This is a genomic window from Hydrogenophaga sp. 2FB (assembly GCF_005503365.1).
In the GTDB taxonomy this organism is placed as follows: Bacteria; Pseudomonadota; Gammaproteobacteria; order Burkholderiales; family Burkholderiaceae_C; genus Hydrogenophaga.
Genome location: NZ_SCML01000012.1, coordinates 18,947 through 30,710 on the forward strand (window position 1 = coordinate 18,947; position 11,764 = coordinate 30,710).

Here is an 11,764-nt window from a genome sequence, read left to right on the forward strand (position 1 = left end):
TCAGCGGACGATGCCGCGCTGGGGCGACACCTGCCCGAGGAAATCCAGCATCATGGCCACGTCCGGCGCGGCCTCGGGCGTCTTGTCGGTCAGGCCGCGGATGCGCTCCACCGCCTGATCCAGCTTGAGGTCGTCCCGATAGAGCGCCTTGTGCATGCCCTTCACGGCCGCGACACGCTCGGGCGAAAAGCCGCGGCGGCGCAGGCCTTCGAAGTTCATCGAGCGCGCTTGTGCAGGTTGGCCCTGGCACATCACGAACGGCGGCAGGTCGGCGAACAGCAAGGAACACATCGCCGTCATGGCATGTGCACCCACGCGCACGAACTGGTGCACCACGGTGAATCCGCCCAGGATCACCCAGTCGTCGACGACCACGTGGCCCGCCAGTTGCGAGTTGTTGGCGAAGATCGTGTGGTTGCCGACCACGCAGTCGTGCGCCAGGTGCACGTAGGCCATGATCCAGTTGTCGTCGCCGACCTGGGTCACGGCGCGGTCACCGGGCGAACCGATGTTGAAGGTGCAGAACTCGCGGATGGTGTTGCGGTCGCCGATGACCAGCTCGCAGGGCTCGCCCGCGTACTTTTTGTCCTGCGGAATCGCACCCAGCGAATTGAACTGGAAGATCCGGTTGTCGCGACCGATGGTGGTGTGACCTTCGATCACGCAGTGGGCGCCAATGGTGGTGCCCGCGCCGACCTTCACATGAGGGCCGATGACCGTGTAGGGACCGACGCTGACCGAGCTGTCGAGTTCGGCGGCCGAGTCCACCAGTGCGGTGGGATGAATCAAAGACACGAAACGCCCTCCAGCATGGTCAGGCGATGGAGCGCACGGTGCACATCAACTCGGCCTCGCATGCCACCTGATCACCCACGCGAGTGATGCCTTTGAATTTGAAAATACCGGCCTTCATGCGGTCCAGCGTGACGTCCATGATCAGTTGATCACCGGGCTCGACCGGGCGCTTGAAGCGAGCACCGTCGATACCGGCGAAGTAGTACACCGTCTTGTCGTCGGGCGAAGCGCCCATGGTGTCGAAAGCCAGCAAGGCAGCGGCCTGCGCCATGGCTTCCAGCATGAGTACGCCCGGCATGACCGGGCGGTGCGGGAAATGGCCACTAAAAAACGGTTCGTTGATGGTCACGTTCTTCAGCGCCTTGATGCTCTTGCCCTTGTCCAGTTCCAGCACGCGGTCCACCAGCAGGAAGGGGTAACGGTGCGGCAGCTGCTTGAGAATTTTGTGGATGTCCATCATGGCGTTGAATTGTTTTTGAGCGCATGCTCCATCGCTTGCTCCACGGCCTTGAGGCGCTCGCGCATGCGATTGAGTTGCTTGAGAGAAGCGGCGTTCTTTTCCCAGCTCGCATTGTCGTCGATGGGAAAGAAGCCGGTGTAGTGACCCGGCTTGAGCAGGGACCGCGTGACCACGGAGAGCGCTGACACGTTCACGCCGTCTGCGAGCGTGAGATGCCCCAGCACCGATGCCCTGCCGCCGATCGTGCAATGTGCGCCGATGGTGGCGCTGCCTGCCACGGCTGCGCACCCCGCCATGGCGGTGTGCTTGCCCACGCGCACGTTGTGGCCGATCTGGATCAGGTTGTCGAGCTTGACGCCGTCCTCGATCACGGTGTCGCCCAACGCGCCACGGTCGATGCAGGTATTGGCGCCGATATCCACATCATTGCCGATGCGCACCGTTCCGAGTTGCTCGATCTTGACCCACTCGCCCGCGTGCGGCGCGAAGCCGAAACCATCGGCGCCGATCACCGCGCCCGGGTGCACGGTGCAGCGCTCGCCCAGCACGCAACGCTCGCCGATCGTGACCCTGGGATGCAGCACGGTGTCCTGCCCCACCCGCGCGCCCGCACCGAGCACGACGTGCGCGCCAACGCGCGCGCCGCGGTCCAGATGCACGTCGGCTCCGATCACGGCAAACGGGCCCACGCTGACGCCCTCGCCCAGATGGGCAGACGGGTGGATGCTGGCCGAGGGATCGATGAAAGGCGTGGGGGCCGGGTCGTGCTGCCGACGCCACCATTGGGTTAGCCGCGCAAAGTAGAGATAAGGGTCGTCCGAGACGATGCAGGCGCCACGTGCAAGGGCCTGGGCCTGCAAGGCAGGCGGAACAATCAGGACACTGGCCGCCGTGGTTTCGATCTGGCTGGCGTAACGGGCCTGGGCCACGAAGGCCAAGTCGCCCTGCTCCGCCGTGGCCACGGGGGCCAGGCGTTCGATCAACAGGTCGGGCGAACCGTGCCGCGTACCACCCAGGGCATCAACAATCTCGCCCAGAGGCCTCGACACGTGGGGTCCCGAACGGCTTATTTGCCGCCGTTCAAGCCGCTGAGCACCTTGTCGGTGATGTCGTGCTTGGGGTTGATGTACACGGCTTCCTGGATGATGAAGTCGTATTTTTCGGCCTCGGCCACTTGCTTGATCACGCGGTTGGCGCGGTCAACGACCGTTTGCAATTCTTCGTTCTTTCGCAGGGCGAGGTCTTCCTGGAATTCGCGTTGCTTGCGCTGGAACTCACGGTCCTGATCGACCAGCTGGCGCTGGCGCGTGCCGCGCTGCGCCTCGGGCAACGTAGGCGCTTCTCGCTCGAACTTCTCGGAAGCGGTCTTCAGCTGGGCCGCAAGGCCCTGGATTTCCTTCTCCTTGGCGGAGAACTCGCGCTCCAGCTTGGTCTGCGCCGTCTTGGCGAGATTGGCTTCACGCAAGATGCGTTCGAGGTTCACAGCGCCGATGCGCAGGTCCTGCGCCGTCGCAGCCAGGGTCAGCAGGCTCAGGCCTGCCGCCAGCACGAGGCGTCGGTTGAAAATTCGGTAAAAAGTCTTCATCAAAAGGAGGTTCCGATCTGAAACTGGAATTTCTGGATTCTATCGCCAGGGAATTTGCGGATAGGGTGGGCCAGAGCGAAGCGCAGGGGGCCAACAGGCGAGATCCAGCTCAAGCCTACCCCCACGGAAGCACGCAGGTCGCGCGCATTCGGACGGTTGTCATTGTCGCCGTACACGTTGCCCACGTCCACAAACCCGAACATGCGCAAGGTACGGTCGTTGCCAGCCCCCGGGAAGGGCGTGATGAACTCGGCGCTGAGCGCCAGACTGCGGTTGCCACCGATGTTGACTTCCTGGTCTGCGGAGACGCCAGTCAAAATTTTGGAGGTCGGGCCCAACGTGCCTTGGTCAAAGCCACGCACGGACCCCAAACCACCGCCGTAGAAGTTCTTGAAGAGCGGATACGGGCGGCCGCCCAGGCCCTTGCCGTAGCCGATCTCACCGTTGAAGGCGAGCGTGTACTGCTTGCTCAACGGGAAGTACTGCTGGAACTGGTAGTTGGCCTTGACATAGCGGGTGTCCCCCGCCACGCCCAGCTCGGTGTTGAAGCGCTGCAGGCGGCCTTGCGTGGGCACCAGGGCGCTGTCCCGCCCATCGCGCGACCAGCCAAGGGTCAGGGGCACCGACGTGCTGGATTCGCCAAAGTCATTCGTGTATTGAGCGTAGGCCTGTGGCAGCCCGGTACCGGCATCAATGCGGGTCTGCTCGACACCGATGCCGAAGAACACGGTGTCCTGCTCGGTGAACGGCACACCGAACTTGATGCTCGCGCCGGGCGTGACGAGGCGGTAGTCACCGCCCTGCTGCGAGTACGGCGTGGTGGTGCGGTAGAACACATCGATGGCGCGCGAGATGCCATCGGCGGTGAAATACGGGTCCACCGTGCTCACGACGACCTGGCGGTTGAAGTCGCTGGTGTTGACGTCGATGCCGAGGTAGTTGCCGGAGCCGAACACGTTCTCCTGCCGGATGCCGGCAATGAGCGACAGCTTTTCGGCCTGCGAGTAACCCGCACCGAGGGTGAGGTTGCCGGTGGGCTTTTCGGCCACCGTGATGTTCATGTCCACCTGATCGGGCGTGCCCGGCACGGGCTGCGTGTCGACTTCGACCGAGGTGAAGAAGCCCAGACGGTCCACGCGGTCGCGCGAGAGGCGGATGCGGTCGCTGTCGTACCAGGCCGATTCCAGCTGGCGGAACTCGCGGCGAATGACTTCGTCACGCGTGCGGTTGTTGCCTTCGACGTTGATGCGGCGCACGTACACACGGCGCGCCGGCTGCGAACGGATCACGAAAGACACTTGCTTGTTCACGCGATCGACGTCCCGCGTGGGCTCGACCTGCGCGAAGGCGTAGCCAAAGGCGCCGAAGTAGTCGGTGAAGGCCTTGACGGTGCTGGTTTCGTCCTCGGCGTTGTAGGCCTGGCCCGCGCGCATCGTCACGAGAGACTTGAACTCCTCTTCCCGGCCGAGGTACTGGCCTTCCAGTGCCACCGACTTCACCACGTAACGATCACCTTCGGTGATGTTGATGGTGACCGACATGTGTTCCTTGTCGGGTGAGATGGCGACCTGGGTCGAGTCGATACGGAACTCGAGGTAGCCGCGCGAGAGGTAGTAGGAGCGCAGGGTTTCGAGGTCGGCGTTGAGTTTGGCACGCGAGTAGCGATCGGATTTGGTGTACCAGCTCAGCCAGCCACCGGTGTCGAGATCGAACAGGTTGCGCAGGGTCGACTCGGAAAACGCCTGGTTGCCCACGACGCGGATTTCGTTGATCTTGGCGATGTCGCCCTCGACCACGCTGAAGTTCAGGTTGACCCGGTTGCGCTCGCCCGGCGTGACCGTGGTCACCACCTGAGCCGCGTACATGCTGCGGTTGATGTACTGGCGCTTGAGTTCCTGCTCGGCGCGGTCGGCCAATGCCTTGTCGAACGGCCGGCCCTCGGTCAGGCCGATGTCGCGCAAGGCCTTCTTCAGCACGTCTTCGTCGAATTCCTTGATGCCGGAGAAGCCGATGTCGGCCACGGTCGGCCGCTCTTCAACGATCACGACCAGCACGTCGCCATTGATCTGCAGGCGCACGTCGCTGAACAAGCCCAGGCCGAACAGCGAGCGGATCGCGGTCGAGCCCTGGTCGTCGTTGTATTGGTCGCCAATGCGAAACGGCAGCGATGCGAACACCGTGCCGGGCTCCACGCGCTGCAAGCCTTCGACACGGATGTCGCGCAAGGTGAAAGGGTCAACGGCCCAAGCTGGAAGGGCCGAAAGCAGGGCCGTCGCGAGCGCAGAAAGGGTCAGGCCGCGAAGACCGAAAGAGTTTTTTTTCATGGAAAGGAAGCGTTCAGCCAGCCAGGCGGGCCACATCGTTGAACAAGGCGACGAACATGAGTGCCATGAGAACCACGACACCCCCTCGCTGCAGGCGCTCCATCCAGACATCAGACACGCTGCGCCCAGTGACACCCTCCCAAAGATAATACATCAGGTGTCCACCATCGAGGACCGGCAGCGGCAGCAGATTGAGCACGCCCAAACTCACGCTGATGAGCGCGAGAAACAGCAGGTAAGACGTGATACCAAGACTGGCCGACTTGCCCGCGTAATCGGCGATCGTGAGCGGGCCGCTGAGGTTCTTGACCGAGGCCTCTCCGATGAGCATGCGCCCCATCATCTTGAGCGTCAGCCACGAGACCTCCCAGGTGCGCACCACGCCCTGCACCAAGCCATCCACAGGTCCCAGCCGCACGGTCATCATTTCGGGCATGGCGCCGATGTAGGCCCCCACGCGCCCGACCCACACCCCAGCCTGCTGTTCGGGCACGGGCTTGACCGTCAGGACCATCGCCTGGCCGTTGCGCACGATATCCCAACGCTGTTCGATCGGCTCCCCCGCGGGGCCGCTCGCGGCGCGAATGCGGGCGCGCAAACTTTGCCCATCGCCCACCGGCTGGTCATCGACACGACGCACCACGTCGCCCTCGCGCAGGCCTGCCGCCGCGGCAGCGCCGCCGGCCATGATCTCGCCCACCACGGGCGTACTCCATGGGCCGGTGATGCCGATGTGCTGGAACAGCGCGGCATCGGCTTCGCGAACGTCCAGCTCGCTCAGCGCCAGCCGCACGGGGCGCGTGGCCCCACCTTCGCGCGGGGCCACCCACAAGGTGATGTCGTCGCTGGACAGCGCGGCCTGCGTCAGACGCCAACGCAGGTCTTCGAACGATCCCACCGCACTGGCCTCGGCGTCGGCAGCGCCCGCTTCGGCCACCCATTCGCCGCCGTGCAAGCCCGCGCGTTCGGCCACCGAGCCCGCCACCGGCGTGGCCAGGATCGGCTTGGGCTCGTCCACACCGGTCCAGTTCACCAGCGCGTAGATCGCGATGGCCAGCAACAGGTTGGCCGCGGGGCCGGCGGCCACGATGGCGGCACGCGAGCGCAAGGGTTGCGTGTTGAACGCGAGATGCCGTTCGGCTTCGTCCACAGGCGCTTCGCGCTCATCGAGCATGCGCACGTAGCCACCCAAGGGCAGCGCGCAGAGCACGAATTCGGTCGGGCTGCCCTTCTTGCGCCAGGTCAGCAGCGGTTTGCCAAACCCCACCGAGAAGCGCAGGACCTTCACGCCGCAGGCCACCGCCACGCGGTAGTGGCCGTACTCGTGCACGGCGATCAGCAGACCCAGGGCCACCACGAAAGCAACAAGTGTGAGCATGAGGAGTTCGATTGAAAACGGGAGGGGCCTCAGCCCGCCGGCGCGGAGATCAGACCGTCAACCGGTCGACCCCGGCCTGCGCCACGGCACGTGCTTCGGCATCGATCGCCAGAAGGTCATCGAGGCTGTGAGGCTTGGAGGGACTCAAGGCCTGCAAAGTTGCATGATTGATCGCGTGAATCTGGTCGAAGCGAAGGCGCCGGCCCAGAAACGCGTCCACCGCCACTTCGTTGGCGGCATTCAGGACGGCGGTGGTGCCGGTGGGCCCGGCGAGTGCGTCCCATGCCAGGCGCAGGCCTGGAAAACGCCGGTCGTCGGGCTCCTCGAAGCTCAGCGAACCGAGCTTGGCGAAATCGAGCGCGGCAGCGCCTGACACGATGCGCTCAGGCCAGGACAGGCCATAGGCAATGGGCCCGCGCATGTCCGGCGTACCCAGTTGCGCCACCACCGAGCGATCGGTGTATTGCACCATCGAATGGATCACGCTCTGCGGGTGGATCACCACCTCGATCTGATCGCCCGGCATGCCGAAAAGGTAACTGGCTTCGATGACTTCCAGCGCCTTGTTCATCATGGTGGCCGAATCGACCGAGATCTTGCGACCCATCACCCAGTTCGGATGGGCACACGCCTGTTCCGGCGTGACCTCGCGCAAGGTACCGGGGTCGCGTTCGCGGAAAGGCCCGCCCGATGCGGTCAGCACGATTTTCTCCACCCGGCGTGACCACGTGGCGGGATCCTCGGGCAAGGACTGGAACACAGCCGAATGTTCGCTGTCGATGGGCAGCAAGGTAGCACCACCTTCGTGCACCGCTTGCATGAACAACGCGCCGCCGACCACCAGCGCCTCTTTGTTGGCCAACAACAATTTCTTGCCCGCACGCGCCGCAGCCAGGCTCGGCGCGAGGCCCGCGGCACCGACGATGGCGGCCATCACGGCATCCACCCCAGGGACTTCGCTGACATCACACAACGCCTTCGGACCGGAAAGCACCTCCACCTTCAGGCCGAGTTCGCGCACGCGCTGGGCAAGTTGCTGCGCATGCACCGGGCTGGCCATCACGGCGTAGCGCGGATGGAACTGCTGACACTGCGCGAGGATCGCGTCTACCTGTGTGGCCGCGGTCAACGCGAACACGCTGTAGCGCTCCGCATGGCGCGCGATGACGTCCAGCGTGCTGGTGCCGATGGAGCCCGTGGAGCCCAGAATGGTGACGGCTTGGGGACGGTGGGTCATGGATTCAAATTGTGATGAGCATCATGGCCAGCGGCAACACCGGCAAGAGCGCATCCACCCGGTCCAGGACGCCGCCATGTCCGGGCAACAACTGGCTGGAATCCTTGGCACCGGCGCTGCGCTTGACCAGCGACTCCACCAGGTCGCCCACGACACTCATGGCGACGAGGAACACCACACCGAGCACGGCCCACGCGGGCCCGATGGCCCAGAGCCTGGCGTACAGACTGCCGCCTTGGGGATCCACCAGGAGCCAGCACGCGGCGAGCAGGATGACGCCCAACAGGCCACTGACCGCGCCCTCCTGGCTCTTGCCCGGGCTGATGTTGGGCGCCAGCTTGCGTTTGCCAAAAGCCTTGCCCCCGAAATAGGCCGCGACGTCCGCCATCCAGACCAGGCACAGCACGGAGAGCAGAAAACCCAGACCGATCTGGCGCGCCTGCACCATCGCCAACCAGGCACAGGCAATCACCACCAGACCGATGCACAGGCGCAGACCGGCAGGCCACTGACCCCAGCCCTTGACGCCACGCCGCAGCATCACCACCGCGAGGGCCACCCACAGCGCGCCAAGGGCCAACCACAGGGGGCGCAGCGACCAGTTCAGACCGCCCATGAGCCAGACGCACACCATCAACGCGCCCAGACCGACGCCCAGAGCCAGGGACAGGGATGAACCGAATCCATTGAGTCGGGACCATTCCCAGCCGCCCGCCACGATCAACAGCAAGGTCAATGCGGCAAAGGGTTCGATCGACGGGTAGAACAGCGCGGGCAGCAGAACGGCCAGCAACAGCACGGCCGTGATGATCCGCTGCTTAAGCATGTCGCTTGCCCGCCGCAGGCTGCGCATCGGCCTGCTGCTCGGCGGTCCGCCCGAAGCGGCGATCGCGCCGGGCGAATTCGCCGAAGGCACGGTCCAGTTCGGCAGCGTCAAAATCCGGCCAGAGGCATTCGGTGAACACCAGCTCGGTGTAGGCCGATTGCCAGAGCAAAAAGTTGCTGATGCGCAGTTCGCCACCGGTGCGGATCAGCAGATCCGGGTCGCCCACATGGGACAGCGCGGTCGCCTGCGACAGGCTTTCCTCGGTGATCTCGACGCCCTGCTCTGCCAGGCGCCGCGCGGCCTGCACCACGTCCCAACGACCGCCATAGTTGAAACACACGTTCAGGATCAGCTTGCTGTTGTGGGCGGTGCCGCGCTCGGCGGCCTCCAGGCCTTGCACCACGCGCGGCGACAGGCCGCTGCGGTCCCCGGGAAAATGCAGCCTCACACCGCTTTTTTCCAGGCTGGGCACCTCGCGCGAGAGCGCCATCACGAGCAAGTCCATGAGGCCGGACACTTCCTCGGCCGGCCGGTTCCAGTTCTCGGACGAAAAGGCAAACACGGACAGCACAGGCACGCCACGCTCGATGCACGCCTTGACGATGCCACGCAGCGACTCCACGCCTTGCTTGTGCCCTGCGACACGTGGCAACCACCGCTTCTGAGCCCAACGGCCGTTGCCATCCATGACGATGGCCACGTGGCCAGGCAGTTTGCCCTGCTCGATAGGGGATGACGTTGGTGAAGCCATGTTCGGTTGGACGGTGGGCACGCAGACGGATCAGACCGCCAGGATGTCCTGCTCTTTGGATGCCACCAGGCGGTCCACTTCGTTGATCATGCGATCGGTGAGCTTCTGGATGTCTTCCTGCGAGCGGCGGTCATCGTCTTCCGACGCCAGCTTCTCCTTGACCAGTTTCTTCACCGCTTCGTTGGCGTCGCGCCGCAGGTTGCGAATCGCGATCTTGGCGGCTTCGCCGTCGTTGCGCACCACCTTGGTGAGCTCCTTGCGGCGCTCTTCGGTCATGGGCGGCATCGGCACGCGGATCAGGTCGCCCTGGCTCGAGGGGTTCAAACCGAGGTCCGACTCGCGAATGGCTTTTTCAATCTTGGCGCCCATGCCCTTTTCCCACGGCGCCACACCGATGGTGCGTGCGTCCAGCAGGGTCAGGTTGGCCACCTGCGACAGCGGCAGCATGGAGCCGTAGTAGTCGACGTGAACGGTGTCCAGCAGCGCGGGGTTCGGACGCCCCGTGCGCACTTTTGTCAGTCCACTCTTGAGCGATTCCACCGATTGAAGCATCTTGTGCTCAGCGGTTTTACGGACGTCGTCGGTGCTCATGAATACTCCTCAATGCAACGAAAAATAGGATGCCACAACGGCATCAAACGTGAACCAGCGTGCCTTCATCGCCGCCCTGTACCACCCGGCGCAGCGCGCCAGGTTTGAGAATGGAGAACACCTTGATCGGCAGCTTCTGGTCACGGCAAAGCGCGAAAGCGGTGGCGTCCATAACCTGCAAGTTCTTGCCCATGGCCTCATCGAACGAGATCGTGGCGTAGCGCGTCGCGTTGGGGTCCTTATCGGGGTCGGCAGAATAGACGCCATCGACCTTGGTGGCCTTGAGCACGATCTCCGCACCGATCTCGGCACCGCGCAAGGCCGCGGCCGTGTCGGTCGTGAAGAACGGATTGCCGGTGCCGGCAGCGAACACCACCACCTTGCCTTCTTCAAGGTACTGCAGCGCCTTGGGGCGCACATAGGGCTCCACCACCTGCTCGATGGCGATTGCCGACATCACACGCGCAACCAGGCCGGCCTTGTCCATGGAGTCGGCCAGCGCAAGCGAATTCATCACGGTGGCCAGCATGCCCATGTAGTCGGCCGTGGCGCGGTCCATGCCGACGGCACCACCCGCCACGCCGCGGAAGATGTTGCCGCCACCGATGACGATGGCCACTTGCACACCCATGCGCGTGACCTCAGCGATTTCTTCCACCATGCGCACGATGGTGGCCCGGTTGATGCCGAAAGCGTCATCGCCCATGAGGGCCTCTCCCGACAGTTTCAGCAGAATCCGTTTGTAGGCTGGCATGGGCGACTTTCAGGATATCGATAAAAAAGATTCAGCCGGCAAGTGTAGCGAGGACATCGCGCCCGCCTGCCGGGGAAAAACCAAAAAATACAGGTCCACACGGCACAACGGGCCTTGCGGCCCGTTGTGGTGTGTCAGCCTGAACGGATCAACCGCCCTTGGCGGCCGCGACCTGGGCCGCGACTTCGGCAGCGAAGTCGTCGACCTTCTTCTCGATGCCTTCACCCACCACGTAGAGCGCGAAGCCCTTCACCGTGGTGCCAGCGGCCTTGAGCATCTGCTCGACCGTCTGCTTGTCGTTCTTGACGAAAGGCTGGTTGAACAGCGACACCTCTTTGAGGTACTTCTGCACCGAACCTTCGATCATCTTGGCGGCGATGTCGGCGGGCTTGCCGGACTCGGCGGCCTTGGCGGTCGCAACCGAGCGCTCTTTTTCGATCAGCTCGGCAGGCACGTCGGCGCTGGTCAGGGCCACGGGCTTCATGGCGGCGATGTGCATCGCGGTGTCCTTGGCGGGCGTTTCCTCACCATCGAATTCCACCAGCACGCCGATGCGGGTGCCATGCAGATAGCCGGCGACCTTGCCACCGCCGCTGTAGCGCTTGAAGCGGCGGAAGCTCATGTTCTCGCCGATCTTGCCGATCAGGCCCTTGCGCACTTCTTCCAGCGTGGGGCCGAAGCCGTCCTGGCTGTAGGCGAGTGCACCCAAGGCGTCGAGGTCGGCCGGGTTTTGCTCGGCCACCAGCTTGGCGGCAGCATTGGCCAGTGCCAGGAAGCTGTCGTTCTTGGTGACGAAGTCGGTTTCGCAGTTGACTTCGACCATGGCGCCGGTGTTGCCATTGATGAAGCTGGTCACCACGCCTTCGGCGGTGACGCGGCTGGCGGCCTTGCCGGCCTTGGTGCCGAGCTTGACACGCAGCAGCTCTTCGGCCTTGGCCATGTCGCCATCGGCTTCGGTCAGTGCCTTCTTGCACTCCATCATGGGCGCGTCGGTCTTGGCGCGCAGTTCAGCGACCATGCTTGCGGTAATTGCCATTTTGTTTCTCCGTTTTCTGCCGCGCCT

The 11,764-nt window shown here is 64.1% G+C and carries 12 protein-coding genes; all 12 read right to left on the reverse strand.

Features of this window, described 5'->3' with window-relative positions:
* Positions 1 to 795 (reverse strand): acyl-ACP--UDP-N-acetylglucosamine O-acyltransferase, encoded by a 795-nt coding sequence (lpxA, locus tag FFS09_RS09310; protein ID WP_137918583.1) that lies wholly within the window; start codon positions 793 to 795, stop codon positions 1 to 3.
* 19 nt (positions 796 to 814) lie between these two features.
* A complete protein-coding gene (gene fabZ, locus FFS09_RS09315) occupies positions 815 to 1,255 on the reverse strand; it encodes a 3-hydroxyacyl-ACP dehydratase FabZ (protein ID WP_137918584.1) in 441 nt (146 codons plus the stop codon).
* The gene (gene lpxD / locus FFS09_RS09320; RefSeq protein ID WP_137918585.1) at positions 1,252 to 2,304 is read right to left on the reverse strand and encodes a UDP-3-O-(3-hydroxymyristoyl)glucosamine N-acyltransferase; all 1,053 of its coding nucleotides are present in this window, start codon (positions 2,302 to 2,304) and stop codon (positions 1,252 to 1,254) included. The genes fabZ and lpxD overlap by 4 nt, the downstream gene beginning before the upstream one ends.
* Before the next feature lie 17 nt (positions 2,305 to 2,321).
* The gene (locus tag FFS09_RS09325) at positions 2,322 to 2,840 is read right to left on the reverse strand and encodes an OmpH/Skp family outer membrane protein (protein WP_137918586.1); all 519 of its coding nucleotides are present in this window, start codon (positions 2,838 to 2,840) and stop codon (positions 2,322 to 2,324) included.
* On the reverse strand, positions 2,840 to 5,164 hold the full coding sequence (bamA, locus tag FFS09_RS09330; RefSeq protein ID WP_137918587.1) for an outer membrane protein assembly factor BamA: 2,325 nt from the start codon (positions 5,162 to 5,164) through the stop codon (positions 2,840 to 2,842). The genes FFS09_RS09325 and bamA overlap by 1 nt, the downstream gene beginning before the upstream one ends.
* 13 nt (positions 5,165 to 5,177) lie before the next feature.
* Positions 5,178 to 6,542 carry an RIP metalloprotease RseP gene (rseP, locus tag FFS09_RS09335; RefSeq protein ID WP_137918588.1) on the reverse strand — a complete coding sequence of 455 codons (1,365 nt, stop codon included), beginning with the start codon at positions 6,540 to 6,542 and terminating at the stop codon, positions 5,178 to 5,180.
* A 49-nt stretch (positions 6,543 to 6,591) separates the two neighbouring features.
* Complete coding sequence (ispC, locus tag FFS09_RS09340; RefSeq protein WP_137918589.1) at positions 6,592 to 7,779, reverse strand: 1-deoxy-D-xylulose-5-phosphate reductoisomerase; 1,188 nt, start codon at positions 7,777 to 7,779, stop codon at positions 6,592 to 6,594.
* A gap of 4 nt (positions 7,780 to 7,783) precedes the next feature.
* Positions 7,784 to 8,605: a phosphatidate cytidylyltransferase gene (locus tag FFS09_RS09345; protein ID WP_137918590.1), complete on the reverse strand. Its 822-nt coding sequence runs from the start codon at positions 8,603 to 8,605 to the stop codon at positions 7,784 to 7,786.
* Positions 8,598 to 9,356 (reverse strand): polyprenyl diphosphate synthase, encoded by a 759-nt coding sequence (uppS, locus tag FFS09_RS09350; protein WP_137918591.1) that lies wholly within the window; start codon positions 9,354 to 9,356, stop codon positions 8,598 to 8,600. The genes FFS09_RS09345 and uppS overlap by 8 nt, the downstream gene beginning before the upstream one ends.
* Positions 9,357 to 9,386: 30 nt before the next feature.
* A complete protein-coding gene (gene frr, locus FFS09_RS09355; RefSeq protein WP_137918592.1) occupies positions 9,387 to 9,947 on the reverse strand; it encodes a ribosome recycling factor in 561 nt (186 codons plus the stop codon).
* Positions 9,948 to 9,990: 43 nt separating this feature from the next.
* Positions 9,991 to 10,701, reverse strand: a complete 711-nt coding sequence (gene pyrH, locus FFS09_RS09360; protein WP_137918593.1) for a UMP kinase — start codon at positions 10,699 to 10,701, stop codon at positions 9,991 to 9,993.
* 148 nt (positions 10,702 to 10,849) lie between these two features.
* Positions 10,850 to 11,737, reverse strand: coding sequence for a translation elongation factor Ts (gene tsf, locus FFS09_RS09365; protein WP_137918594.1), 888 nt, complete (start codon positions 11,735 to 11,737; stop codon positions 10,850 to 10,852).
* Positions 11,738 to 11,764: the final 27 nt, after the last annotated feature.

Excerpts from the sequence above, each read along its gene's own strand:
- FFS09_RS09325 (WP_137918586.1), bottom strand. The coding sequence starts at position 2,840 with ATGAAGACTTTTTACCGAATTTTCAACCGACGCCTCGTGCTGGCGGCA.
- pyrH (WP_137918593.1), bottom strand. The coding sequence starts at position 10,701 with ATGCCAGCCTACAAACGGATTCTGCTGAAACTGTCGGGAGAGGCCCTC.
- uppS (WP_137918591.1), bottom strand. The coding sequence starts at position 9,356 with ATGGCTTCACCAACGTCATCCCCTATCGAGCAGGGCAAACTGCCTGGC.
- bamA (WP_137918587.1), bottom strand. The coding sequence starts at position 5,164 with ATGAAAAAAAACTCTTTCGGTCTTCGCGGCCTGACCCTTTCTGCGCTC.
- tsf (WP_137918594.1), bottom strand. The coding sequence starts at position 11,737 with ATGGCAATTACCGCAAGCATGGTCGCTGAACTGCGCGCCAAGACCGAC.
- rseP (WP_137918588.1), bottom strand. The coding sequence starts at position 6,542 with ATGCTCACACTTGTTGCTTTCGTGGTGGCCCTGGGTCTGCTGATCGCC.
- fabZ (WP_137918584.1), bottom strand. The coding sequence starts at position 1,255 with ATGATGGACATCCACAAAATTCTCAAGCAGCTGCCGCACCGTTACCCC.
- ispC (WP_137918589.1), bottom strand. The coding sequence starts at position 7,779 with ATGACCCACCGTCCCCAAGCCGTCACCATTCTGGGCTCCACGGGCTCC.
- FFS09_RS09345 (WP_137918590.1), bottom strand. The coding sequence starts at position 8,605 with ATGCTTAAGCAGCGGATCATCACGGCCGTGCTGTTGCTGGCCGTTCTG.
- frr (WP_137918592.1), bottom strand. The coding sequence starts at position 9,947 with ATGAGCACCGACGACGTCCGTAAAACCGCTGAGCACAAGATGCTTCAA.